Raw genomic sequence first — 25,553 nt, 5'->3', positions numbered from 1 at the left:
AAAAAGGGAACCATGACATGCACATCACCAAAACCCGTCTGGCGCTGTTGGCTGGCTGTATGGCGCTGAGCACCAACCTGTGGGCTGACGCCCAACCGGTGCCGGCGACCTTGGCCGGGCACGCGCTATTGGCCGTAAAATCCAGCGTCACTGCGCCGCAGGATGCGCCTGCCGATTTACAGCAAAGCGGCAAATACACCAGCGGCAAACGCGTGACCGAACTGGGCAGCGTAGCGGGTAAATCCGCCGATCGCATGACCGGTATTGGCCTGCCGATCAACGGCCAGCCACTACAGGGGCATTCCGGCATCAAACATATGCCAGACGGTACCTACTGGGTACTGACCGACAACGGTTTTGGCAGCAAGGCCAACTCGCCGGATGCCATGCTGTACCTCAATCATTACAAAATCGACTTCAGCAACGGCACGGTGACGCCGCTGAAAACGGTATTCCTGCACGATCCCGATAAAAATGTACCCTTCCATATCATCAATGAGAGCACCGACAAGCGTTACCTGACCGGCAGCGATTTCGATCCGGAAAGCTTCCAGTTCGCCGACAATGCCCTGTGGATCGGCGACGAGTTCGGCCCTTATCTGATCAAGGCCGACCTGAACGGCAAGGTGCTGGCGGTGTTTGACACCAGGGTGGACGGCAAAGTCGTCAAATCGCCAGATAACCCGACGCTGACGCTGCCGGGGGCGCCGGACGGCAAACAGAACTTCCAGGTGGCGCGTTCTAAAGGCTTTGAAGGCATGGCGGCGTCGCCGGACGGCAGCAAGCTGTACCCCTTGCTTGAGGGCGCGCTGTGGGATGGCGAGAAGTTTGAAAACCTCGACGGCAAACGTTACCTGCGGGTGCTGGAGTTCGACGTGAAACAGCAGGCCTGGACCGGCCGCAGCTGGCAATACGTGTTGGAAGACAACCAAAACGCCATCGGTGACTTCAATATGATCGACGCCACCCATGGGCTGGTGATTGAACGTGATAACGGCGAAGGCACGCCGGACAAAGCCTGCGTTGCGGGTGCGCCGACCGACAATTGCTTCAGCCAGGTAGCGAAGTTCAAACGGGTGTATAAAATCGCTTTCTCGGATGCCAACGTCGGCAAACCGGTAGAAAAACTGGCATATATCGATCTGCTGAACATTCAGGACCCGAACAAGCTGGCGCGCAAGCCGCTGAACGACGGTGTACTGACCTTCCCGTTCTTCACCATTGAAAACGTGGACGTGGTGGACGGCAGTCATATCATCGTCGGTAACGATAATAACTTCCCGTTCTCATCCAGCCGCCAGCCAAACGTGGCGGATGACAACGAATTTATCTTGCTGGACGTGAAGGAACTGTTGAAGCCTTAACCCTGTATGCCTCCGGTGCATTGCCGGAGGCTACCGCCATTTCCCTCTTAGCGCCAAGGGCAAACTGCGCTATAATCAGCCCCTTGCTTCCGATTCCCGAAGGAAGATCATCGTCCCCGGTGGGGCGGCCGGACTTCAAATCCGGTTGGGGCCGCCAGCGGTCCTGGGCAGGTTCGACTCCTGTGATCTTCCGCCAAATATCCTCCTTCCATGCTTGCTAAAGTCTATTAATTTCATAAAAAAAAACAACAATATGTATTGGGTGTCGACCATATTGGTTACAACCAAAAGAAAACCGAGCTGAATGATATCCGTCAGGTCATTGCGACCACACATGATAAAAAACGTGCTGCGGAAGAGCAGGCCGTTATGACCAGAAACACCGCACGATTTTGCGAACCCACTCTGAGATGTCGCTGGAAATCGCACTGGATAAAGCCTCGTCACTGATCCGCGTGGTTGCCTTGCGAGTCCATGCTCAGTCTCGTCTCGGCCACGACGAAGAGCAGTTCCAGAACAATAATCTGTGTGCCCGAGATCCGCGAGGAGTCGTGATGCAGGAAATTATGCAGGCACTGATAGAACGTGCCGATAGCTACCCCCTGAGCACAGAGGGTGACCCCATTCTTGAGGCTATAGGGTTGTACGGCCCGGATTTCAGTGGTCTTGACCAGACGCTGATTAACAGCCCGGCCTCACGAATGAAACTCAGCAAGGAAATCGCCGAACGCAAAAAAGCCAAAGCGGCAGAGGAGGAATAATCATGATGCGCTGTCCTTTCTGCCGCAGAGGTGCGCATACGCGCACCAGTCGTTATCTGACGGAACAGACCAAAGAGGCCTACTACCAGTGCCAAAATATCGATTGCTCCAGCACCTTTAAAACACGGGAAAGTATTGAGCATGTGATCCGGCAACCTATACCCCCGGAAACTATTCCGGCACCACCGCCGCCGGAATACCGAACATTGAACCGTTATGGAAATAATAATTATCTACATTGATTAATAGCATCCGCCCCTTTCTGAAGGGGCGGTTTTTTTACTCCCTTCTGTGTTTGCTTTCTGCGGCTTTTTCTCTGGCGGGCCTCTCATTTTTGAGCTTGCATGTATAGGGTGCATGAATTTGCATGCCTATAATGGCCTTACAGCCCCCCTGTCGCCCCAGAGTTGGCGTGGTTTACGGACTGTCATGCAACTGCATGAAAAGTGACACAAGAAGCGGGCAGGCGAGGCGGGGATAGCATTGCGCGCCAGCCCATAAGAATATAATTTTCAGAGAATTATGAAAGAATCCACTTTCCCCAGAAAAACACTATTGTTAAGATGTTTAACGTCAGCAATTCGTGTTATTTGCAATAATTAAAAGGATTCATATGAACAATACAGAAAAAGAAAATATTGAAGGTTTGGATGATAGCTCGGAACTTTCATTAGGCGATTACCCTATAGATACTGTATTAATCAGAAATGAACCACGTACAGTTTACGATGTAATAAGAAGAATAGAAAAAGGTGGTTATGTAATGGATCCTGATTTCCAGAGGGAGTTCATATGGCCAGAGGATAAACAAAGTAAACTTATTGAATCTGTATTAATGAGAATTCCTTTGCCAGTATTCTATCTTGCAGAGAATAGCAGTGGTCAAATGGTTGTGGTTGATGGGCTTCAAAGGTTGTCTACCTTCCAGCGATTTTTGAATGATGATTTAAGATTAAAATTAAAAAATCAATCAGAGTTAGATGGGAAGAAATTTTCTGACTTACATCCTAAGTTGCAAAATCGCGTGGAAGATTGCAATTTAATTCTTTATTTAATTGATTCAAAGGTTCCTGCGCAGGCACTCTTGGATATTTTTGAGCGAGTAAATAGTGGGGTGCCATTGACACGCCAACAGATGCGCAATTGCCTATATATGGGCGATGCTACAAAATTCTTAAAAGCAGAGGCAAAAACCACATTATTTAAAAAGGCGACAGGAGAAAGCCTAACGCAAAAAACTATGCGAGATAGAGAGTTTGTAAATCGCTTTGTGGCATTCAAAACTCTTCCTCTATCCGAATACAAAGGTGATATGGATGACTTCCTTGCAAAAGCATTAGAAAATATAAATAATAAGAAGAATAATATTTCTCTTGAAAAAATATCAGCAGATTTCAGAACGAGTTTGAAAAATAATATTACGGTGTTTGGAAAACACGCATTTAGAAAGTATATTAACAAGAATAGTACACGAAGTGTAATTAACGCATCCCTGTGGGATGTTATGTCAGTGGTACTGTCAGAGATCCCTGAGCATATAGTAGATGCTCGAAAAAAATCGATTGAGGAAAGCATCCTTGGATTGTTTGCTGATGAAAATTTTTCCCAATCAATAACGCTGGGTACCAGTCAGGTTAATAAGGTTAAGTATAGATTTTCACGCGTAAGAAAAGCTTTGGAAGAGGCAGTTTTATGATTAAAAAATTAGGCCTAGAGTATTTTAAGTGTTTTGAAAATGTCAGATTAGATCTAAAAAATTTAAATATCTTATCTGGAGAAAATGCATCAGGAAAATCCTCACTTATACAATCGCTTCTCACCTTAAACCAAACCATGCACGCGAATGAATGGTCACGGAATCTAATTTTAAATGGTGATAATGTTAATTTGGGAACTGTATCTGATGTAATTGATAAGGTAAATGGAAGAAATAGCATTGGCATTTCTGTGGATGATGGGGAAAATAATATTATTTGGACGTTCGTAGGTGAAAGATCTCAGTTATCTATGCAAGTTGAAAAAGTAAATTTCAATAGCCAAACGTTTGAATCACCATCTTTGCTTCAGCGTTTAACTCCTCCTGAATTTAGCAACGAAAATATAATAACCACACTAAGTAATATGACATATATTAAAGCTGAAAGGTGTGGCCCGCGTGATTTTTATGCCTTAACAGATAAAGAAGAAAGAAGATTAACTTCAGCTGGAGAGCATTCAATTGCACTACTTTTCAATCGATTAGATGAGCTGGTTTCGGATGAGCTCAGATTAGAACAAGTACCTCCGACTCTTTTCCAACAAGTACAAGGGAGAATGCGTATGTTCTTTCCTGGATTTGAGTATAAAATCGAACCTTTAGAGAAAATAAATGCTGTTACACTAGGTATCAGAACATCGGAAGATACGGATTTTCATCGACCGATGAATGTGGGGTTTGGATTGACTCAAATATTACCTATTATAATATCTTGCCTAACTGCTCAAAAGGGGGACTTATTAATTATTGAGAACCCCGAAGTTCACTTGCACCCCAAGGGCCAAGCCTTGATGGGTGAATTTCTGGCTGAAGCTGCTAGTACAGGTGTTCAGATTATTATTGAAAGCCATAGTGACCATGTTCTGAATGGTATCAGGCGGGCAGTTAAGAGTAAAAAAATCATCAGCAATGATATCGCGTTCTACTTTTTTAACAATAGAGCATTTAGTGATAGTCAAATAATATCGCCTCAAATCGATGAGAATGGAAGAATAGACCATTGGCCAAATGGCTTTTTTGATCAGTTTGATAAGGATATTAGTTTTCTCGCAGGGTGGGATTCGTAATGACAATTATTTTCAATGAAAAATCTTTGAAAAATGAGATAAAAAGCTCGGAAGAGTTATTTGAAGAAATAAAAGTAATTATGAAAGCAAGACAGTTTTTATTAAAAAGAGAGATACATATACATTGCCACAGGAATTTCATAAATTATAAGTTTACAAATGACAAGACAATTTTAAGCTACATAATGAGCTTTGATAAAACAGAGCGAATAGATGTCATGAACTGGTTATCAAAGACTGGGCCTTTTTGGGATGATGCTCAATTACATTCATCAGAAGATCTTTATTTTCATGATGATGAAGCCGTAAGTGGAACCGCTCTAGCTGAAGCTGCCGCTCAAATATATTGCGGAGAGGAGTATGGTGTTTTCAGCTTGAAAAATGAAAGATACTCCGATAGAGAAATAACCATAACATGGAGGAATAATTCTTGTGATTTGAGTTTTAATATAGAAAATTATATATCAAAAGAGTCATTGGAGGATCAGGTAATATCGTCTGAAAAAAGTATTGAGAGTTGGAATCAATTAGAACGTATGGCGAGGAGTGTATTTTTAAATATAGAGTTCACCGAGGGGTGCTTTGTTCATTTAAATAAAATACCATTCTATAAAGCAGCATCAAAAAGTATTATGGAGAAACTCAAGGTGTTGGACAAAATAAAATCTTGTTTTGACGTAACGGGCGGGTTTACTCAGGAAGGAAACGAACTTAACCAAAACCATTTTATAGGTGATAAAGCATGGTTCAGTGATTCGTCGGATACTGAAAAAAGAGACTTCTCTAATGAAATGACTTTCAAAATAAAAAAAGATGATAACCGGCTTTGTCCGTGGCATGGTAAAGTTAAAACACCGCAAATAAGAATTCATTTCACTTATCCTATTGAACATCAATCTCCTCTATATATAGTTTATGTTGGAGAAAAAATAACCAAAAGATAACATAATGACGCACATAAATTTTTTACAAAGTTGCTATTTATAAAGAAAGGTTTTGCTTTTTGTGTTTTCTCCCATATAACAGTTTTTTGATAGAGTAAAGTGGTGGTATTTTTGGGGGGGAAACTTCTTTTTTAAATGCTTTTTCGTTATTTTTCAATGATGTTTGCAGTGTTACGTACTCCTGTGATCTTCCTCCAATCGAGTTCTTCTGTGATCTCCGCCAAAGCTATAATCAGCCGCCTGGCGCAGTCAGGCTGCGTCGAAGCCCCGCTGGAAGGAAAACGAGAAGGATCGTTTGGATTTTATCTTCTTCTTTTGGGGGGCAATATTGGTTCGGGTGTGTTCTGGCAAATCCCTGTCAGCCCTAATTCGAGCAGTTTCTGTCGGGCATCCAGCAACGCCTCACGTTGTTGACTCAGGGTTTCCATCAGTTGGTCAATCTCAACCAAGCGTAGATCCATGCCTTGCATCAACCCATCCTGGTATGCCGTGCCTTGCAGGGCAAGCACCTTGCGGATAGCTCCCAGCGTGAAACCCAGATTTTGTCCAATCTGAATCATATGCAAGCGCTCCAGAGCACCTTCTTCATAGACGCGATATCCATTGGCACCGCGCACCGTCTTGGGCAGTAACCCTTGCTGTTCGTAGTAACGTATCGCCGATGCGGCTAGCCCGGAACGTTCCGCCAGTTCGCCTATCTTCATGCCCTATTGACCTTAAAGTTAACTTTAAACTTAGTATAACTATTCTATTGTCGATTGAGGAGTCAGCATCATGTTCACCCCACTTACCCTGCCCAATGGCAGTATTTTGCCGAATCGCTTGGCCAAGGCCGCGATGGAAGAGAATATGGCTGAGTCAGGTCAACTGCCTGGCCTCACGCTGCAGCGCTTGTATCAATCCTGGGCTGATGGCGGTGCCGGTTTGATCATTACCGGCAACGTGATGATTGATGGCCGAGCCATGACCGGCCCTGGGGGGGTGGTGCTTGAGGAAAATACGCCGTTGGAACCGTTCAGGGCGTGGGCAAAAGTCGCACGCCAAAACGGGGCTCAGGTTTGGATGCAAATCAATCACCCGGGTCGCCAGGTGATGGCCAGCATGGGTGGCAACGCTTGGGCACCCTCCGCGATTCCGCTGGCGCTGGGGAAGCACAGTAAGCTGTTTGCGCAACCCATTGCCATGAGCTTGAAGCAAATCGACGAGGTGATCGAACGCTTTGCAGCCACCGCCTATGCCGCCGAGCAGGCAGGTTTTACCGGGGTGGAGATCCACGCGGCGCATGGTTATTTGATTTCTCAATTTTTGTCACCGCTCACTAACCAGCGTACCGATCAGTGGGGGGGTAATCTCAATAACCGTGCTCGTTTACTGGTGGAGATTGTACAGCGAGTAAGTGAGCGCGTGTCTCCCCATTTCTGCGTCGCGGTTAAGTTGAACTCTGCCGATTTCCAGCGCGGTGGATTCTCTGAATATGATGCGAAACAGGTAATTATGCTGCTGAATAAACTGCCGGTCGATCTGATCGAGTTGTCTGGCGGCAGTTACGAAAGCCCAGCGATGCAAGGCCAGACCGCAGACGGCCGTCGGCTAGCACGTGAGGCTTATTTTCTGGAGTTTGCCCGCGAACTTGCCGCCTTCGCCAGCATGCCGGTGATGACGACGGGCGGTATTGCACGTAAGTCTGTGGCTCAACAGGTGTTGGATAGCGGCGTCGCTGTTGTGGGTATCGCGACGGCCATGGCGGAGGTGCCGGATCTGCCACTGCAATGGAAAGCCGGCCATGAACCGCATGCATTACCAACCCCGGTAACATGGAAGAATCAAATGATGGCGGCGCTTGCCCGTATGGCATTGATCAAGCGGCGTCTCCGCGCCTTGGGGCGTGCCCGCTCTAAGAATGTACGCTATTCGCCGTTGTTCACATTGATAGTGGATCAGTGGCGAACCTCGCGTATCACCCGTCGCTACCGTGAATGGTTACAGTTACGCGGCTGACAGATAGGTAACGGGGAATTTCAATGGGTTTAATAGGATTCAGTATCAGAATCCTTGGTTGAGGCAATGGCGCTAGGCGGTTATGGATTCAGCGAAGGTGAGTTTGAAAGGGTAAATTAGCAGTGTTAAAGTAAAAATCCCGGTCAGTAATAGTTTTTTATATAATTCTTTCTGACCGGAAGGCTTTCCCTAGCGTTGTTGATGATCGTACAGGTCTGTTTTTTTACTCTGAGCTAATACGGCTTATTATAAACCCTGGTTCCCGATTTATAACCTGAACTTAAGTATAGTTGGTGCCTGTACTTAGGTATGGTTCTTCTCACCAAAAGGAAGAGTCAAACCGCCTGGAGCCTGTATGTTTGCCACTTTCAATGAACATCGAACAATAACGGAAACTCTCCAGGATCATATTGACAGGAAGCTGTCTCCGTTCGGAAGCCCGAAATACGCTTACACGGTTGTCAGAAAGAATAACCCATCAGATACTCTTATTATTTCAAGCTATCCCGGCGAGTGGGTGGACCTCTATCGTACCAACAATTTCCAATTGACTGACCCAGTGATACTGGCCGCGTTCAAACGCACCTCGCCTTTTGTATGGGACGAGAATGTAACCCTGATGACAGATAAGATCTTTTCTCTCTCCAAACGGTACAACATTGTTAATGGTTTCACCTTTGTATTGCATGACCCTCTGAGCAATTTGGCGTTGTTGTCCATCATCCTTGCCAGCAATGGAAGCGGGGAACTGGAAAAGCAGCTTTCGTCCGATCCTGGGGCCATACAGATGCTACTGATCGATATTAATGAACAGATGTATCGTCTAGCTGGATCGGCCATTTCCGGTATACAGAAGCGTGATATTGAGGCACGGAAACCCATTTTTACTCCACGAGAAAATGAGATGCTGTACTGGGCCAGCATGGGAAAAACCTATGGGGAGATAGCCGCCATTGCAGGGATTTCCGTGAGTACGGTGAAATTTCATATGGGTAATATTGTGAATAAGTTGGGTGTCAGCAATGCCCGCCAAGCCATCCGGCGGGGTGTTGAACTTGAGCTTATTACGCCGCTAACGATGTCGGCCAGGCAATAAGTAAAGTCTGTCGGTTCCGGCCAATGCGATCCTACCAAACCTTTATCCTGCAAAAGGGCAATTCTCTGACAACTGGGTCAAACCCTCACTTTCCTGCCTGAATGAAACCTTGCCCTGATCCAGCGTAACCACAAAGATGCTGTCGAAGTCGCTGCCTGGCCATTCGGGCACTAGACTGGCATCGCCACCGCGTGCGGCAACGATGTTCTTCACCGCCTTATCGAGATTCTTATGCTCCCAAGCGATGAAGATACGCGAGTTCTGGTATTTATCGCTGAGCAGTTCCTGCTGTAGCCCGGCGATATCATCGGCGTGGAACTGAAGGCCGATCGGTAACCCTACGCGCACGGCGGTGGGCATAATGGTCGACAGCGCCCGCAGCGAACTGCCGGTTTTATTCTCTTTCGGCCCGGCGGCAAAGATAAAGTCCGGCTTGCCATAACGGTTCAGTAGCACGTCTGGCAGCGCCAGCGCGCGGTTCAGCCCTTTGCAGGTTAACTGGCCGCTGTTGTCGGCGGGTTTTTCACCGTGGCGTACGAAGATCAGCGTTTCCTGTGCCAGTGCGCTTTGGCTGAACAGCAACAACGCCGCCAAACCGCCGAGTATTTTCTTGCCCGTTTTGTTAAGCATCCTCAACCCTTATGTAATGGCTTGTTGATTTCAGTGCGCTTTTCGTCGCGTTACTCGTTATCATAACCGGTGTGACAAAAAAGGGCGTGTCGCACCGATGCGGCGCCTCTGGGATAATTAAATACTGGCCTAAGGAAGGATTTACAATGAAAAACATTTTCTTTTTTGACGCGATGCTGACACCGAAAATCATCACCGGCGTTTACTGGCTTTGCCTGCTGGGCATTCTTCTCGGCGGGATCGGTTCTATGTTCTACGGTGAGTTCTTCCGTGGTCTGTTTGCTATCATTATCGGCGGCGTGTTCACTCGCGTTTGCTTCGAAATGATCATCATTGCGTTTAAAAATAACGAATACCTGCGCAAAATAGCCGAAAAACCGTAATTCAATTGAAAACGCCGGGCAAGCCCGGCGTTTTGTTATTCCCCCAACGTTATCGCCAGCCGTTCCCTCATTAATTCAATAAAATTCTCCGGCAGTATTTTCGTTGTGGGTGCTCGCAGCGCCTGGCTCCACACCGGTTCCGGGAAGTGCGAGTCGTCGAGGTAACGCGGGATGATATGCCAATGCAAATGCGGTAGCGCGGTGCCCAGACTGGCGATGTTGATCTTGGCTGGGGCCAACAATTGACGTAGTTGCGCTTCAACCTGCGCGACTACCGCCATGATGCTGTTGCGTTGGTCGTCACGCATATCGCTTAGCTCGGCAATATGCTCATGCCACACCACTCGGCACCAGCCGGGAAAAGGGCTGTCGACAATAAAAATGGCCCGGCAAAGCGGGTTTTGCCACAGCAGGATTTCATTGATTGGATGGCAGTAAACGCAGGATTCATTATTCATTTTTATTCTCCCGCTGCGGTTTTGGGCGCAGCGAAGCCCCGCCGCGCATGAGCGCAGCATGGATTCAGTATGAAAGAGAGCAGAGCCGCAGCTCCGCCGGGGATTACGCGTTAATGACCGACTGGCGGCGTACCAGGCTGGGAGCGAATAAAAACTCCTCCACCGGCAATTCGGGGTTTTCCAGCCGTCCCATCAACCGATCGACAATTTTCACCGCCATCTCGCGCAGCGGCGGCGCCACTGAGCTAAGCGCCGGGTTAAACAGCTCGGACAGAAACATGTTATCGATGCCGACAACCGAAATATCCTGCGGCACTTGCACGCCCAGCTGTTGGAAAGCGGAGATCATGCCGATGGCCAGCATGTCATTGAGTGCGACAATGCCATCTGGTCGTGGCTCACTTTGGCAAATCTGTTCGGCAAGCGTTTTCCCCAATTCGGCCATTTCGGCATCGCCAAAGGCGAACTGCGCCTTACCTTCGATCACCGTAGCGGGCAGCCCGGCCTCCGCCAAGGCCTGCCGATAACCGGCAATCTTGTTGGCGCGGCTGCTGGTCATGCCGGAGGCAGTAGCGAAGGCAATACGGTGGCAACCTTGGGCGATCAAATGCTGTGCCGCCATATTGCCGGCGGCGCAATTGTCCATCGACACACTGTCGACAGGCAGCACCGTCTCGCCAGGGGCGGCCAGGGTGCGCTCGTCGTAGTTAATCATTACCAGGCCGCGTTTTAGGGCATCACGGAAATGGGGGCGATCGTAAAACGTGGAGGCCACCACCACGCCGCGAATACCTAATGCCAGTAGGTCATCGAGAAAGCGGACCTCTTCTTCCTCTTGCCGGTGCGTATCGCCCAGCAGCACCTGATAGCCATAGTTCTGCTTGGCCGCCAGTTCAATCTCACGCACCAGTGCAGCGAAGCTAGGGTTGACGATAGAGGGCACCAGCAGGCCCAGCATTTTGACCTGCCCGGTTTTGAGCTGTTGCGCCGCGCGGTTCGGTTGATACTGCAACGCCGCCATCGCCTGTTCAATTCGGGCCAACGTATCCTTGCGCATCTGATCGACTCGGCCATTCAGCACGTTGGACACCGTACTGACCGACACCCCGGCATGACGTGCCACATCACGTATATTCGCCATCACATTCCCGTTTTGCATTAACCCATTGCGCCGACTTTATCACGCGGCCGAAAGTGAGTCACAGGCCCTTAGGGCGCGAGCTGACCGCCGTTGACATCGATAATCTGTCCGGTGATATAACCGCTGCAATTATGTGACGCCAGGAAGAGATAAGTGGGCGCTACTTCTTCGCTGCGGCCAAAGCGGCCCATCGGGATGGATGCGCGCATTTTACCCAGCACTTCGTCGCTTTTGCCGTGGTGGAAAGCGGTGTCGATGCTGCCCGGCGACACGATATTAAAACGGATATTGTCTTGGGTGAACTCCTTCACCCAGTTGCGGTGCATGTTATGCAGCCAGGCTTTGGCGCTGGCATAGAGACCTGCACCGATACCGCCGCCTTCACGTGCAGCAATGGAACCGGTGCTGATCACGCTGGCGGTAACGCCGTTTTCTCGTGCTGAAGTGCGCAGGTAAGGGATAGTGAATTTGGTGACCATCAGTGCGGAGCGGCAATTTAGATCCATCACCCGGTCGAAGAACTCGTCGTCGATCGCTTCCAGTCCATTGCGACCGCCCAGCCCACCGGCATTGTTGATCAGGATATCGATGCCGCCGAAGCGAGCGACAAAGGCCTCTACCAGAGCTTCACAGCCAGCAGAACGGGATAAGTCGGCGGAAAAGAACGCATGCTCGCCAGGGAAGGTGGCGATTTCTGCCGGCGGTTCATTGCGCATGCCGTTAATCCCCACTTTGGCACCCTGTTGGGCGAACAGGGCCGCGGTGGCCAGCCCGATACCGGCAGTGGAGCCGGTGATTAACACGCGTTTGTTGGTTAAATCAGAGAACATGGTGTAGCTCCTTTTGAGTCAATCAGTAGCCCAGCCACGTCGGCAGCCAGGTGGTGAGCGCCGGAAACAGCGCGATAACGATGATGCCGAGCAGTACGATCAGCAGGTATTTGGCCATCGGCTTGATCACGTCCTGCATGGGCACGCCGCAGATAGCGCAGGTGGTATACAGGCCGAGGCCGATCGGTGGGGAAAACAGACCAAAACCCATCGCCAGAATCATCACAATGGCGTAATGCAGGGCGTTGAAGCCGAGTTGAGTGGCAATCGGCACCAGGATTGGCGCGAAGATAATCAGTGCCGGAGCTCCTTCCAGCACCGCGCCGAAGATAATCAGAATGACGATCGACAGCAGCAGGAACAACCATGGGCCGTAGTTCGCACCGATGGCAACCAACAGTTGGGCACATTGTTGCGGGATCATCTCGATAGTCAGCGCGAAGGACAAACTGGTAGCACAGGCGACGATAAACAGCAGCATGCCGGACAGCGCGGCGGTATCGACAAACAGCGTTAGGGTGGCCTGCAGCGTCAGCTCACCAAAAGCCAGCCGACCGACCACGATGGCATAGACCACCGCGAAGGCGGAGATTTCGGTAGAGGTCGCGATACCGGCCACCACCCCCTTGCCGATCATCAATATCATCACCAACCCGACGGCGGCACCGATCAGCAGTTGGCGTGTCGGCATCCGTACCGGGTAGGCCTCATCCACGTTGATGCGTTTACCGAATATCACGGCGGCAATCAGCAGCAATATCAGTAGGCACAGGGCCGGGATCAATCCGGCGATAAACAGGGCGCCGATCGAAATGTTGGCGATAAAGCCCATCACGATCAGGTTGACGCAAGGGGGGATGGTCTCCGCCATAATGGCTGAGGCAGCGAATACACCGGCAGACTCTGCGGCGGGTTGACGCGCCCGCCGTACCGCCGGCATCAGTACGCCACCGACCGTGGCGACATCCGCCAGCTTGGAACCGGAAATGCCGGAGAAAAACGCCATCGACACAATCGTGGTCATGTTCAGTCCACCGCGATAACGGCCCATGCCCCGGACGATCAGCTCAACCAGGCGTGATGACATGCCGTTCACTTCCATAACTGCGCCAGCCAGTAAAAAGAAGGGAATGGCCAACAGGACAAAATGGTCAACGCCAGCGGTGACCTGTTGGGCAAAGAACACGAATGGCAGCGAGGGATCGCTAAGGAAGAACACCATTGCTGACATGCCGAGCGTAAAAGCGATCGGCACCCCGGCGAGGATGCCCAGAATAAAGCAGGCCAGCATCAGAGCGGCGGGCAGCGAGCCGAGTCCGGTTGCGGTATGCAAACTGAGGTAGCCTGTCCCCCCCAGCAAGGCGACGGCAACAGCGCTGATCAACACCACTTTCAGCGGTGCCTGGCAGGCGTGATCGAGCGCACTGACCAACATCACCGTTGCACCGATAAACACCGGCACCACAAAAATCGCCTGTGGCAAGCCGTGTTCGGTGGTTTGCGGCAGCGAAATACTGACCAAACTGAAGCTGGATACCGTCAACCCGAGCGCCACCAACACCAAAACCCAACGGCTGGCATGTACCACGTACGGTTGGGCTGTCGCCGGTAGCCAGCGTAAGAACAGATCGACGCCAATGTGTCGCCCACGGCCGGTGGAGGTGGCGACGCCAAAGAACACCAGCGTCACCATCAGCGCACGGGCCACTTCTTCGGCCCATTCGATCGGGCTGTGCAGCGCGTAGCGCCAAATCACCGAGGCGAATACCACTACCACGTTTATCAGCAGCGCCAATGCGCCGCCACAGGCGGTCAAGCGAGTCAGGAAGCGGCTTAACTGCGTCAGGATGGCCACTTTTTTTACGCTCATTTCAAGCGTGACAGGAAGGGTCATAGCAAATCCTCCACCGGGGCGCGTTACGGCTGCGTTGCGGCATGAATGGCATCCAACACCGCTTTGGCCTGCGGATATTTAGCGGAAAACGCCGCTTGCAGCGGCAGGGTTTGTTGGCGGAAAGCGTCGCGATCGGTTTCGGTGAAAATCACACCGGCCGCTTTCAGTTTGTCCATTGCCTGAGTTTCTTTTTCCGCCGCGATTTTGCGTTCATAAGCCGTGGCTTCGCTGGCGGCGGCCAATACGTCGGCTTGCAATGCTTGAGGGATGCGTTGGAACGCGGTCTGGCTGATGGTGGCGACAATGGGGTTATAGATGTGGCGAGTCAGGGTAGCGTGTTTGGCGATCTCGTAATACTTGCTGGTGTAGACGGTGGCGGCGTCGTGTTCTACACCGTCGATCACGCCCATTTGTAATGCGGAATACACTTCACCGCCGGGCATGGGGATCGCGGTGGCACCCATGCTTTTTAACGTGGCAATAAAGTTGGGTGCTGGCAGCACGCGTATTTTCATCCGGTTGAGATCGTGCGGTGATTGCAGTGGTTTTTTACTGTAAATGTTGCGCGCACCCAGACTGAAACCGTAGCCTAACACCTTGATGTTGCTTTGTTTAGCCAGCATGGCGCTCAGCAGTTGGCCTGCCTGACCGTCCAACGCCTGACCCAGTTGCTGGTTATCGTCAAACAGATAGCCCAGATCCAGTACGCCAATTTCCGGTACCAGGGTGGCCCAGATTGAGGTGCCGGAGATCATCATGTCGATTGCGCCGATACGTACCTGCTGGACGGCATCGGCCTCTTTGCCGAGCATGCCGTTAGGGAAATAGTTGAGGGCGATTTTGCCTGGCAGGCGTTTATCCAGGTTCTGTTTGAAACGGTTAAACCAAATGGCATGCGAAGAATACTCATCGTCGGGCAGTGATGAGTACACGCGCAGGTTCACGTCGGCAGCGTTGACCCGTAGCGGCAGGATAAAAAGGACGAAGAACAACGTAATAAACACGCGCAGAGTTAAGCGATTTATGAGTGATTTCATCAGCCTGGCTCCCGATCGCAGATAACCTGCGATGCTGGTGGTTAAGATGATTTCCCCTGCTGGGTATTGCGGTAGGGGCAGGGGGAACAGGGACGATACTTTGTTTCTGATATTTCACTGTAACGTTTTAGTGTATCGTTACAGAAAACCTACAAACATTCCGTCAGCAGATCAATTTTTATCCGCTAAAAGGGGTTGGAAATGTGGGTTCTGTGAGCGGGCTCTAATAATCGGCCGGTAGCCTTTGGCGATCGTCGGGCTGCCGCTGATGGCATTTAGCACCTATAATCGCTGCAGGATAACCGTGAATTCAGGAGTGGGTATGCCTTCCAGGGCGATAATCAAATGGACTAAACGGCTGACAATCGTGGTTGTTACCGTGTTACTCACACTGTTTGCGGTACGTATTTACGACACCCAAAGCGGTCCGGCGCTGGAGCCGTGGCATACTTTTGTGCCGCATGAGCTGTCTGCCGCCGAGATGGATAAGACCAATTGGCAGGGTTATCTGGCTGCCGAAAGCCGGGTATTTGATGACGTAAAGGCTAACGTCACGGACAAACTCTCCGCCAGCGAACGTATCCCCCTTAACCGCTATTTTGACGGCAGCCCGGTGTATCCAGAGCACTTTGTCCGGGACTGGAACCGTTCTTACGAACTGATGCCGCAAGGCGAACCACGTGGTGCTGTGGTGTTGCTGCACGGTTTGACTGATTCCCCTTACAGCCTGCGACACATTGCTGAGAACTATCGGCAACACGGTTATGTGGCGGTCGGTATTCGTCTGCCGGCACACGGCACGGTGCCGGGGGCATTGACCAATATTGAATGGCGCGACTGGTTGGCGGCGACGCGATTGGCCGTGCGTGAGGCGCGGAGTAAGGCCGGGGGTGATAAACCGTTGCATATCGTAGGCTTTTCCAACGGCGGGGCGCTGGCGATGAAGTATGCGTTGGATGCACTGGATGATCCGCAGTTGGCGGCGCCGCAGCGGTTGGTGTTGATTTCACCGATGATTGGCGTTACCAGTTTTGCTCGTTTCGCTGGCATTGCCGGCTGGCCTGCCGTGTTCCCTGCCTTTGCCAAAGCGGCGTGGCTCGGTGTGCTGCCGGAGTTTAATCCCTTTAAATACAATTCATTCCCAGTCAATGGTGCACGCCAGTCTTATCTGCTCAGTAACGGGCTGCAACAGCAAATTGCCCTGGCGGCACGTGACGGAAAGCTGGAGAAATTAGCCCCTGTGCTGACCTTCCAGTCTGTCATGGACTCCACCGTGAGCACCCGGGCGGTGATCCGGGCGTTATATAACGAACTACCGGCTAATGGCAGCGAACTGGTGCTATTTGACGTTAATCGTACGGTAAACTTTGGACCACTGCTGCGGCCAAATGCGGCGGCGGCGGTCAGTCAACTGCTGCCACCACCGCCACGTCGTTACCAGACCACGGTGATCGCTAATGCCTCACCAGAAAGCAGTGAGGCGATCGCCCGTGTTACACCGGCTGGAGCGACCACCGAAAGCGATCTACCGCTAGGTATGACCTACCCGACGGATATTTATTCGTTGTCGCACGTGGCGTTGCCCTTCCCGGTGAGTGATTCACTGTATGGCCGGTTCCCCGAGCAGCGCGATGAGTTCGGCATCAGCCTTGGCACCATCGCCGCGCGCGGCGAACGGTCAGTGTTGGTGGTCGATCTCGACTCGCTGATGCGCATTGCCTCCAACCCATTTTTCCCTTACGTGCTCCAGCGGATTGATAATAAGCTTTAGGCAAAACCGAGAATGCTGAACGCATCATCCTGCGGGTAGTAGCCGAGCAAGCGGCTGGTTTCCTCTAGCGACAGCCGCTTATAGCGGTTGTTGGAAACGCCGTGCACCACGGCATGGTGTACGCCTTCGATACGCAGGCAACGTTCCAGCAGATCGGCCGCGTCGCGGTGGCTCAGGAAAGCGCTCATATCACGAGCACTGAGCTGTTCGCCATATTCTAGCGTGGTGAAATTGGCGATGCGTACCGACAAGGCAGACAGCCCCTCTTGATGGGCAAAATAGGCGGCGATACCTTCGCCGAATGCTTTGCTTACCCCGTAGAGGTTTTTCGGTTTGGGGGCATCTTGTGGCCGAATTTGGTAATCCAGTGCGTAACCTTCCACCGCTTGCGCACTGCTGGCGAAGACCACGCGTTTGCAGCCTGCGTCTTTGGCTGCCCGAAAAATATTGAAGGTGCCGAGGATATTGTTATCCATCAGCGAGTGACAAAAGTCCGCATCGGGCGAGGGATCTGCCGCCAGGTGCAGCACCGTATCGATATTGGCGCAGGCCTCACGGCAGGCTGCGATATCGGCAATGTCGAAACTGATCACCTCATCGCCCGGTTGCAGATCGGTCAGCAGACCGAGCTCTTTTTCCGCCAGCCGCAGCTGATAGCGATTTCCTACCGATTGACGGAATGCCGTCGCGACCCGGCCACCTGCGCCGGTAATCAAAATTCGTCCAAACTCTGTACGTAAAGTCATGATCTCAGCCAGTCCTAAAGTCCATTATGCCGCGATCAGTAATAATCCCCTGCGTGAGTTTTGTCCAGCATCCAATTAGCAGTGCTGATGCTTTATGGCGTGGGCGGACATTTTTTTTCGATGATTTCAGTCAGGAACGTCATCACTGCGCGAATGGCTGGGGAGCGCGCCAGATCGGGATAAGTGACCAGCCATAGCTCGCGTGTTGGCGCGGCGATTGACGTGGGCAGTGTCACGAGTTCTGGGTCGCTATCGGCAACAAACGTCGGCAATACTACGGCCCCTAGCCCCGAACGTGCTGCTTCTTGCAGAGAGAAAAGATCGCTGGCCTCAAAGACCACCGGGCGACCCTGCAACAGCTGCTGCAGCCATTGTTGATGGGGCTGGTGTTGGTAGTGATGGTCGTAGGCGATAAAGGCCCGGGCGGCCTCTGGTAAGGCGGCGTGCTGCCGCGTGGCGTACAGCGCGTAGCGCATGATGCCGATGCGTTTTATCAACAGATCCGGCTGCTGTGGCCGCACCATGCGCACTGCCACTTCGGCGTCGCCGCGATCCAGTTCGGCGATCGCCGACTCGCCAGAGAGCACCAACGTAATATGCGGAAAAGCCTGATGAAATTGCGCAATATGCGGAGCGATAACCCGGGCGGCGACCGACGGCGGGGCACTGATGCGCACCTGGGTTTGCGGTGTGTCCCCGGCGCTGCGTGCATGACGCACAATGGCATGGCTTTGATTTTCAACGTCGGCTGCCAGCCCGGCAATCATTTTTCCGTCCTCGGTCAACGGCGTGCTGCGCGGCAGGCGGTGAATCAGCCGTAGCCCAAGCGATTTCTCCAGTGCCGCCACTCTCCGGCCAACCGTCGCGTGATCGCAGCCCAACTCCCGCGCCGCTGCCGACAATGAGCCGGTGCGTGCCAACACCACAAAGTGTTTTAAATCCTGCCAGTCGAACATCAGTGAATTCCTGCACAGTATCGTTGCAAATTTATGGAATATTCACACAGAGTGGGGTGTGATTCAATGGCATTATCGTTGTAACCAGATTGAATTATTCAATAAGGTAATCTTATGTATTTGCGGCTGAAGGGGCGTGTCGCGCTGGTGACCGGTGCGAGTGAGGGGATCGGTGCGGGTATGGTCCGGGTGCTGGCTGCGCAGGGGGTATCCGTGGTGGCGACCGCCCGCCGTGAAGATCGCTTACTGGCTCTGGCTGATGAGGTAGAACAAGCGGGTGGCGTACGGCCCTGGGTGATTGCGGCGGATATTACCGATGCGGGAGCGCTCGACCGCATGCTTACGCAAGCTATGGGCCGGTTTGGAACCATTGATATTGTGATTAATGCCGTCGGCGGTGCCCGCCCGACCGCATTGAGTGAAGGCGATGCGGGTTGGGAAGAGGCGTTTGCCCTGAACTTCACGCCGGCGCGTCGGGTGACTCACGCACTGTTGCCCGGCATGCAGGCGCAGGGATGGGGGCGGGTCATCAACATCAGCGGCTCGATGGAACCACGCAGTCTGAATGCTGCGACGGCTGCCAAGGGGGCAATACATTTGTGGGCCAAAGGGTTAGCGGGGGAAGTAGCGGCACAAGGCATTACCGTCAATACGCTGCAACCCGGGCGGATTAACAGCGAACAGGTACGTGAAAAGCTGCACCCGACCGAGGCGGCACGCCTGGCGTTTATCGCTCAGAACATCCCGATCGGTTACTTTGGCGAGCCGGAAGATGTGGCCAATCTGGCGGCGTTTCTGTGTTCCCCGCTCGCGCGATATATCACGGGTGCGGTTATCCCGGTAGACGGCGGTATGCACTATTTCGCCCACTGACGTGGTTTTGTCTGCTGGGTCACAGTTCAATAATTTGGCGCCGTAGGGTCTTGCTCCAGCAAAATAGGGAGTGTTAACGTCTTAGCTCAACCGATTTAGGGTTGTCACTGCTTCGGCAGGCAAAACCTAAACCTCGTGTTTCTGTTCCCGTCTGGGCGCAGAGACCATGAGGTTTAGGTTTTTTTTTGCGCTGAATTCCGTAACGGCGATGGGCCATCGCGCTACGGAGGTCGGTAGAACGTGGATTTTAAGGGTAACGCGATGAAATATGAAACATTAGCCAGTGAGATTTTGGCCGGCGTCGGTGGCCGCGACAACGTGAGAAGTTTGGTGCACTGTGCCACCCGCCTGCGGTTCAAACTGCGCGACAACCAGCGTGCCGATGCCGCTGCGCTGAAAAAAAATCCCGGTGTGATCATGGTGGTGGAAAGTGGCGGGCAGTTTCAGGTGGTTGTGGGTAATCACGTTGCGGAAGTTTATAACGCAGTCAATCAGGTCGGTAGCTTGGGTGATGGCGTGCCGGCGGATGATGACGGAAAAAAGGAAAACCTGTTCAGCCGATTCATTGACGTGGTGTCCGGCATTTTTACACCGCTGTTGGGGGTGATGGCGGCTTCGGGGATCCTGAAAGGTTTCCTGGCGTTGAGCCTGGCTTGTGGCTGGCTGCTGGAGAGCAGCGGTACCTATAAAATGTTGTTTGCCGCCAGCGATGCCCTGTTCTATTTCCTGCCGATTATGCTGGGTTATACCGCCGGTAAAAAGTTCGGCGGTAATCCCTTTATTACCATGGCAATCGGCGGTGCATTGACCCATCCGCTGATGATGGCGGCATTCAATGCCGCACAGCAGCCTGACGCGGTGCGTGAATATTTCTTCGGCATTCCGCTGACCTTTATCAACTACAGCTCGTCGGTGATTCCGATTATTTTCGCCGCCTGGGTTTCATGCCGGTTGGAGCCACTATTTAACCGGGTGATCCACAGTGCGTTGCGCAATTTTGTCACGCCCTTGTTGTGCCTGGTGATTACCGTTCCGCTGACATTCCTGCTGATTGGCCCCGCGGCAACCTGGCTTAGCCACCTGTTGGCCAACGGTTATCAGGGCATCTACGCGTTCAATCCCATCATTGCAGGCGCCTTTATGGGAGCGATGTGGCAGGTGTGCGTGATCTTCGGTCTGCATTGGGGGCTGGTGCCGTTGATGATCAACAACCTGAGCGTGTTTGGCCGCGACACCATGGTACCGCTGCTGTTGCCGGCCGTGATGGGGCAAGTAGGGGCGACGCTGGGTGTGATGTTGCGTACCCGTGATGCCAAATTGCGGGCGTTGGCAGGTTCCGCGATTGGCGCCGGGATCTTTGGTATCACCGAGCCGGCGGTGTATGGCGTGACCTTGCCGAACAAACGGCCGTTTATCTTTGGTTGTATTGGCGGTGCGCTTGGTGGGGCGGTGATCGGTTATTTCCATACCGCTACCTACTCCTTTGGCCTGGTGAACATCTTCACCTTTGCGCAGATCATTCCTTCCGCTGGCTTTGACGCCACGGTGTGGGGCGCAATCGCCGGTAGTTTACTGTCGTTTTGTTTCGCGGCGGTGGCCAGCTATCTGTTCGGTGTTGCACCTGCCGAAACTCACGAGGAACCGACACCTCCTGCCCCCCTTAACCGCAAAGAGTGCGTTGTTAGCCCGATTGCCGGTGACGTGATGCCGCTGGAACAGGTCAATGATGCCACTTTTGCCAGCGGTCTGTTGGGCAAGGGGGTAGCGATTGCCCCGCAGCAAGGCCGGGTGGTGTCGCCGGTCGCCGGGCGTGTGGCCTCATTGTTTAAAACCCGGCACGCCATCGGCATTGAGTCGGACGATGGCGCGGAGATTTTAATCCACGTCGGCATAGATACGGTCAAGCTCGACGGTCTGCATTTCAGCGCCCATGTGCAAGAGGGGGACCGGGTGCAACCAGGCGATCTACTTATTGAGTTTGACCAGGCGGCGATCCATGCCGCCGGCTTCGACACGACGACACCGATCATCATCAGCAACAGCGATGACTACGTCGAGGTCTTGGCCAGCGGCGAGAGCAGGGTGCAGGAACAGGCGCCACTGCTGACTTTATTACGTTAACCGAGGAGAAAACGATGAGCAGCAAATTCCCAGACCATTTTCTGTGGGGCGGTGCGGTCGCGGCCAATCAGGTGGAAGGAGCCTATCAGACCGACGGCAAAGGGCTGTCGACCTCTGATTTGCAGCCGCACGGCATCTTCGGCGCGATAGCACCGCGGGTCGAGGGCGACAGCGGTATCAAGGACGTGGCGATCGATTTTTATCATCGTTATCCCCAGGATATCGCGCTGTTCGCTGAAATGGGCTTTAAGTGCCTGCGCACCTCTATCGCCTGGACGCGTATTTTCCCGCAGGGCGATGAAGATGTCCCGAATGAAGCCGGCTTGGCGTTCTATGACCAGCTGTTCGATGAAATGGCAAAGTATGGCATTCAGCCATTGATCACCCTGTCACACTACGAAATGCCGTATGGCTTGGTGAAGAACTACGGCGGGTGGGGTAACCGCAAGACCATCGGATTTTTCGAGCACTACGCGCGTACTGTGTTCGAACGCTATAAGCATAAGGTGAAGCATTGGCTGACCTTTAACGAGATCAATATGTCGTTGCACGCGCCCTTTACCGGTGTCGGGCTGAAGGAAGACAGCAGCAAGAGCGAGATTTATCAGGCGATCCACCACCAGTTAGTGGCCAGCGCCAAAGCGGTAAAAGCCTGCCATGACCTTGTGCCGGGCGGCCAAATTGGCAATATGTTGCTGGGCGGCATTGTCTATCCGCTGAGCTGCAGACCGGAGGATGTGCTGGAAACCCAGCGCCAAAACCGTGACTGGTTGTTCTTTGGCGACGTACAGGCACGCGGCGATTATCCGGCCTATATGCGGCGTTATTTCCGCGAAAATGGCATTCAGGTCGAGATCACCGCCGAAGACCGCCAGGCACTGCGCGAAACCATCGATTTTATCTCCTTCAGCTATTACATGAGCGGCTGCGTCACTACCGACGAACAGCAAAACAACGCTGCCCGCGCCAACATTCTCAATATGGTGCCGAATCCGCACTTAGCCAGTTCAGAATGGGGCTGGCAGATCGATCCCGTTGGTCTGCGCTATTTGCTGAATGTGTTGTATGACCGCTACCAAAAACCGCTGTTTATCGTGGAAAACGGGCTGGGGGCGAAGGACCGCATCGACGCTGATGGCAGCATCAACGACGACTACCGTATCAATTATCTTAACGACCATCTGGTACAGGTGGCGGAAGCGATCGACGATGGCGTAGAAGTGATGGGCTACACCAGTTGGGGACCGATCGATCTGGTCAGTGCCTCGAAAGCCGAAATGTCCAAGCGCTACGGCTTTATTTATGTCGACCGCGACGATGCCGGTAACGGCAGCCTGGAACGCCGCCGCAAAAAGAGTTTCTACTGGTATCGTGACGTGATCCAAAGCAACGGTAACAGCCTGAAAGACAAAGCCTAAGTTTTATCCATCCCCCGGTGGCAACCACCGGGTTATTACCTTTATCTACTGCTGCCAATGTTTGGGGAATTACCCCCAGGGAATGCTGTTGCCCGCAGCTACCCCCGTATTTCAAACCGCCGCATTGTTGGCGACGCGTGCTCACCCTTGTCACTTACTTCAGTAAGCTCCAGGGGACTCCCACGCTTGCCGCCTTGCTGCAATTCGAAATCCGTCGGGTATCAATATGTTGGAGAAATATAATAATGAAATACCCATTACCTCACTTTGTTACCCTCGCCGGGTTATTGCTGGTCGGCGCCGGCGCACAGGCCGAAACCTTGCAGTCAGCCAAAGACGTGGAGGCACCCACAGCCAAATGGCAAGGTGTCGCACTTGGCTTTGAACCGCCGCAGGCAGGGCTGTTGGGGGATATGCTAGGGATCAGGCCGATCCTGGAAGATCATGGTTTTCACTATAATCTGGGTTACCTCAGTCAGCTTTCTTATAACGCTGGCGGTGGATATAACCACGACAAGCAGGCTTCTTATATCGATCAGTTCTCGCTGACCTTCAGTCAGGATCTGCAGGCGCTGACGGGTATTCCGGATGCGGTAATTGAAGGCAATATCGTTAACCGCAACCATGATAACAACCTGACACGCGATCGCCTGCAGGATCCCCGCGTCAACCCGACCGATCTGTCGCAGGAAAGCTATGGCGGCCAGTCGATCACCCGGTTGGGTTGGCTGACCTTTAGCCGCAGTTTTCTCGATCGCCGGCTGCAATGGCGCATCGGCATGATGAACAAGGTGCAGGATTTCGATCAGATCATTCCCTGCGATTTCCAAACGTTGACCCTGTGCGGCGGCAAATCGGCCAACTCGTTGACTTGGTATAACTGGAACGTCCACTACTGGGGCACCACCTTGCAATATAAACTGACCGATGGGCTGACCTTTAAAACCGGTGTGCTGGAGCAAAACCCGAGTGCCCCAAGCCGCAGCCATGCCTGGAGTTGGTCGACCAAGGGCAGCAAGGGCGTGTTGCTGCCGATGGAACTGGAATTGAAAACCAACGCGGTCAATCAGTTGCCGGGGGTCTACAATATTGGCGTGTTATTTACCAATGCCAGCCAGCAGGATTTGTATGAGGGGGTCTCTGGTGGCCCAGGGGCGAGCGATCCGAACGGCTATCGCAGCCATGATCGCACCTGGTTCCTGTACACCGGCTTTAACCAGCAGGTAACGCGCCACCCGGATGACGCTAATCGCGGTCTTAGTCTGTTCTACAGCCTGGGGCTGGCGGATCAACGCTCCAACTATATGCATTACTCCACTTCGACCGGCATTCGTTATCGCGGGCTGTTTGATGCGCGCCCGGATGATTGGCTGGGCTTGGGCATATCGATGGTCAAGCTGAGCAACCATTATCAGGATAACCAGCGCTATTTGAATCAAATCAACAAGGCTACCGACTATAACGATCCCAACTATCACCCGGTACCGGGGCACTCGGTGACGGCGGAACTCTATTACCGCTTCAACGTCACTCCGTGGCTGCAGTTACAACCGGGGGTGCAATATTGGCACCATCCGGCGGGCGTCAACGAAACGCAAGATGCCTGGGTGACGGCGCTTAAAACGGTGGTGACTTTCTGACGGTTACGCCGCGTCACTTTCCCGGTAGCGCTGGCGCGTATGTTCGAACCAGCTCGCCGGGACGTTATGCGGCGGTAATTGCAGCTTTTGCAACCCCTGTTCGACAATGTGGTGTGCTTGCTTCCACAGCGTCGGATCGCCTTCGGTCAGCACGTCCAGCAACCGCTGTTTTTCGATCAGGTAAGTCCGTGCAAAATGGCTATCGTATTCAAGCAGTGAGCGGGTGTTGTCGATCATATCTGCCAGTTTGATGGTTTTGGCCTCTGGAGAAGCCGTGGCGCTGTGGCGTCGATCGCGATTTTTGCGTTCGAAGCGGTTACCGCCGCCGGTGCTGCTGACGTTGGTCAGCATCGCAACCAGGGCGGCGACCTGCGGCCCAAAATGGCTTTCGATATCGCTGAGCGTTGTGGGTGTATCTTCTACCGTGTCGTGCAGCCAGGCCGCGGCCAGCATTTCTTCACTGTGCGGCACGCTACTGACAATTTCCATCACTGCCTGCGGGTGAACAATATAAGCGTCATTAGTATATTTTCGGCGCTGATCAATCGCCGCATGCGCTTTAGTGGCGTAACGGCGTGCACGCTCTGCCAATGTGTTTGTCATGTCCATTCCCTCCACACAGCACTTTGCTGTGACATCCTCTGTTTTAAAAACGTAGCACAGGGTTTA

Annotated in this window: 24 protein-coding genes and 1 tRNA gene; 15 read left to right on the top strand and 10 right to left on the bottom strand. The window is 52.4% G+C overall.

Annotated elements, in window-relative coordinates:
- The first annotated feature begins 17 nt into the window (after window positions 1-17).
- The 7 genes from ACI2J2_RS19035 to ACI2J2_RS19005 all read left to right on the top strand — a co-directional run bounded on the left by ACI2J2_RS19035 (window position 18) and on the right by ACI2J2_RS19005 (window position 5,892).
- On the top strand, window positions 18-1,364 hold the full coding sequence (locus ACI2J2_RS19035; RefSeq protein ID WP_209637959.1) for an esterase-like activity of phytase family protein: 1,347 nt from the start codon (window positions 18-20) through the stop codon (window positions 1,362-1,364).
- A 101-nt stretch (window positions 1,365-1,465) separates the two neighbouring features.
- A tRNA-Sec gene (locus ACI2J2_RS19030) sits at window positions 1,466-1,560 on the top strand.
- Between the two features lie 196 nt (window positions 1,561-1,756).
- Window positions 1,757-2,125: a hypothetical protein gene (locus tag ACI2J2_RS19025; RefSeq protein WP_404760627.1), complete on the top strand. Its 369-nt coding sequence runs from the start codon at window positions 1,757-1,759 to the stop codon at window positions 2,123-2,125.
- A 2-nt stretch (window positions 2,126-2,127) separates the two neighbouring features.
- Window positions 2,128-2,367 carry an ogr/Delta-like zinc finger family protein gene (locus tag ACI2J2_RS19020; protein ID WP_404760626.1) on the top strand — a complete coding sequence of 80 codons (240 nt, stop codon included), beginning with the start codon at window positions 2,128-2,130 and terminating at the stop codon, window positions 2,365-2,367.
- A gap of 371 nt (window positions 2,368-2,738) precedes the next feature.
- Window positions 2,739-3,821, top strand: a complete 1,083-nt coding sequence (locus ACI2J2_RS19015; protein WP_404760625.1) for a DUF262 domain-containing protein — start codon at window positions 2,739-2,741, stop codon at window positions 3,819-3,821.
- Entirely contained in the window at window positions 3,818-4,948 is a 1,131-nt protein-coding gene (locus ACI2J2_RS19010; RefSeq protein ID WP_404760624.1) for a DUF3696 domain-containing protein, read from the top strand. Before ACI2J2_RS19015 ends, ACI2J2_RS19010 begins: the two co-directional genes overlap by 4 nt.
- Window positions 4,948-5,892 carry a hypothetical protein gene (locus tag ACI2J2_RS19005; protein WP_404760623.1) on the top strand — a complete coding sequence of 315 codons (945 nt, stop codon included), beginning with the start codon at window positions 4,948-4,950 and terminating at the stop codon, window positions 5,890-5,892. Before ACI2J2_RS19010 ends, ACI2J2_RS19005 begins: the two co-directional genes overlap by 1 nt.
- Before the next feature lie 302 nt (window positions 5,893-6,194).
- Here the strand turns inward: ACI2J2_RS19005 and ACI2J2_RS19000 are convergent, their stop codons facing one another.
- Window positions 6,195-6,596 (bottom strand): MerR family transcriptional regulator, encoded by a 402-nt coding sequence (locus ACI2J2_RS19000; RefSeq protein WP_209637929.1) that lies wholly within the window; start codon window positions 6,594-6,596, stop codon window positions 6,195-6,197.
- A gap of 70 nt (window positions 6,597-6,666) precedes the next feature.
- Here ACI2J2_RS19000 and ACI2J2_RS18995 point away from each other — a divergent pair, with 70 nt between their 5' ends.
- Both ACI2J2_RS18995 and ACI2J2_RS18990 read left to right on the top strand, forming a co-directional pair.
- Entirely contained in the window at window positions 6,667-7,890 is a 1,224-nt protein-coding gene (locus ACI2J2_RS18995; RefSeq protein WP_404760622.1) for an NADH:flavin oxidoreductase/NADH oxidase family protein, read from the top strand.
- Between the two features lie 355 nt (window positions 7,891-8,245).
- Window positions 8,246-8,986: an autoinducer binding domain-containing protein gene (locus ACI2J2_RS18990; RefSeq protein ID WP_404760621.1), complete on the top strand. Its 741-nt coding sequence runs from the start codon at window positions 8,246-8,248 to the stop codon at window positions 8,984-8,986.
- A 42-nt stretch (window positions 8,987-9,028) separates the two neighbouring features.
- Here the strand turns inward: ACI2J2_RS18990 and ACI2J2_RS18985 are convergent, their stop codons facing one another.
- Entirely contained in the window at window positions 9,029-9,616 is a 588-nt protein-coding gene (locus tag ACI2J2_RS18985) for a histidine phosphatase family protein (protein WP_404760620.1), read from the bottom strand.
- A 146-nt stretch (window positions 9,617-9,762) separates the two neighbouring features.
- On the opposite strand from ACI2J2_RS18985, the gene ACI2J2_RS18980 reads away from it, so the two are divergent.
- The gene (locus ACI2J2_RS18980; RefSeq protein WP_404760619.1) at window positions 9,763-9,999 is read left to right on the top strand and encodes a DUF4282 domain-containing protein; all 237 of its coding nucleotides are present in this window, start codon (window positions 9,763-9,765) and stop codon (window positions 9,997-9,999) included.
- 35 nt (window positions 10,000-10,034) lie between these two features.
- On the opposite strand, the gene ACI2J2_RS18975 is transcribed toward ACI2J2_RS18980, so the two are convergent.
- The 5 genes from ACI2J2_RS18975 to ACI2J2_RS18955 form a co-directional block, all read right to left on the bottom strand.
- The gene (locus ACI2J2_RS18975) at window positions 10,035-10,457 is read right to left on the bottom strand and encodes an HIT family protein (protein ID WP_404760618.1); all 423 of its coding nucleotides are present in this window, start codon (window positions 10,455-10,457) and stop codon (window positions 10,035-10,037) included.
- Between the two features lie 103 nt (window positions 10,458-10,560).
- Window positions 10,561-11,598, bottom strand: a complete 1,038-nt coding sequence (locus ACI2J2_RS18970; protein WP_404760617.1) for a LacI family DNA-binding transcriptional regulator — start codon at window positions 11,596-11,598, stop codon at window positions 10,561-10,563.
- Window positions 11,599-11,666: 68 nt separating this feature from the next.
- A complete protein-coding gene (locus ACI2J2_RS18965) occupies window positions 11,667-12,428 on the bottom strand; it encodes an SDR family NAD(P)-dependent oxidoreductase (protein WP_404760616.1) in 762 nt (253 codons plus the stop codon).
- Between the two features lie 22 nt (window positions 12,429-12,450).
- Entirely contained in the window at window positions 12,451-14,322 is a 1,872-nt protein-coding gene (locus ACI2J2_RS18960) for a TRAP transporter large permease subunit (protein WP_404760615.1), read from the bottom strand.
- A gap of 23 nt (window positions 14,323-14,345) precedes the next feature.
- Window positions 14,346-15,359 carry a TRAP transporter substrate-binding protein gene (locus ACI2J2_RS18955; RefSeq protein ID WP_404760614.1) on the bottom strand — a complete coding sequence of 338 codons (1,014 nt, stop codon included), beginning with the start codon at window positions 15,357-15,359 and terminating at the stop codon, window positions 14,346-14,348.
- 322 nt (window positions 15,360-15,681) lie between these two features.
- Between ACI2J2_RS18955 and ACI2J2_RS18950 the strand changes: the two genes are divergently transcribed.
- A complete protein-coding gene (locus tag ACI2J2_RS18950; RefSeq protein ID WP_404760613.1) occupies window positions 15,682-17,130 on the top strand; it encodes an alpha/beta hydrolase in 1,449 nt (482 codons plus the stop codon).
- Here the strand turns inward: ACI2J2_RS18950 and ACI2J2_RS18945 are convergent.
- Both ACI2J2_RS18945 and ACI2J2_RS18940 read right to left on the bottom strand, forming a co-directional pair.
- Window positions 17,127-17,876: an NAD(P)-dependent oxidoreductase gene (locus ACI2J2_RS18945; RefSeq protein WP_209637916.1), complete on the bottom strand. Its 750-nt coding sequence runs from the start codon at window positions 17,874-17,876 to the stop codon at window positions 17,127-17,129. The two genes, ACI2J2_RS18950 and ACI2J2_RS18945, sit on opposite strands and share 4 nt — an antisense overlap.
- A 92-nt stretch (window positions 17,877-17,968) precedes the next feature.
- Window positions 17,969-18,832 (bottom strand): LysR family transcriptional regulator, encoded by an 864-nt coding sequence (locus tag ACI2J2_RS18940; RefSeq protein ID WP_265556444.1) that lies wholly within the window; start codon window positions 18,830-18,832, stop codon window positions 17,969-17,971.
- 114 nt (window positions 18,833-18,946) lie between these two features.
- On the opposite strand from ACI2J2_RS18940, the gene ACI2J2_RS18935 reads away from it, so the two are divergent.
- The 4 genes from ACI2J2_RS18935 (at window position 18,947) to ACI2J2_RS18920 (ending at window position 24,884) form a co-directional block, all read left to right on the top strand.
- Complete coding sequence (locus ACI2J2_RS18935) at window positions 18,947-19,705, top strand: SDR family NAD(P)-dependent oxidoreductase (RefSeq protein ID WP_404760612.1); 759 nt, start codon at window positions 18,947-18,949, stop codon at window positions 19,703-19,705.
- A 261-nt stretch (window positions 19,706-19,966) separates the two neighbouring features.
- A complete protein-coding gene (gene bglF / locus ACI2J2_RS18930) occupies window positions 19,967-21,826 on the top strand; it encodes a PTS beta-glucoside transporter subunit IIABC (protein ID WP_404760611.1) in 1,860 nt (619 codons plus the stop codon).
- A 14-nt stretch (window positions 21,827-21,840) separates the two neighbouring features.
- The gene (locus ACI2J2_RS18925) at window positions 21,841-23,244 is read left to right on the top strand and encodes a glycoside hydrolase family 1 protein (protein WP_404760610.1); all 1,404 of its coding nucleotides are present in this window, start codon (window positions 21,841-21,843) and stop codon (window positions 23,242-23,244) included.
- A gap of 245 nt (window positions 23,245-23,489) precedes the next feature.
- Window positions 23,490-24,884 (top strand): carbohydrate porin, encoded by a 1,395-nt coding sequence (locus tag ACI2J2_RS18920; RefSeq protein ID WP_404760609.1) that lies wholly within the window; start codon window positions 23,490-23,492, stop codon window positions 24,882-24,884.
- Between the two features lie 3 nt (window positions 24,885-24,887).
- Here ACI2J2_RS18920 and ACI2J2_RS18915 read toward each other — a convergent pair whose 3' ends face one another.
- Window positions 24,888-25,487 (bottom strand): HD domain-containing protein, encoded by a 600-nt coding sequence (locus ACI2J2_RS18915; protein WP_209637904.1) that lies wholly within the window; start codon window positions 25,485-25,487, stop codon window positions 24,888-24,890.
- Between the last annotated feature and the right edge of the window lie 66 nt (window positions 25,488-25,553).

The sequence above is a fragment of the Serratia sp. NPDC087055 genome (assembly GCF_044900985.1).
Lineage (GTDB): Bacteria > Pseudomonadota > Gammaproteobacteria > Enterobacterales > Enterobacteriaceae > Serratia.
The sequence above is the reverse complement of the archived record's forward strand: the minus strand, read 5'-3'. Positions and strand labels throughout refer to the sequence as shown.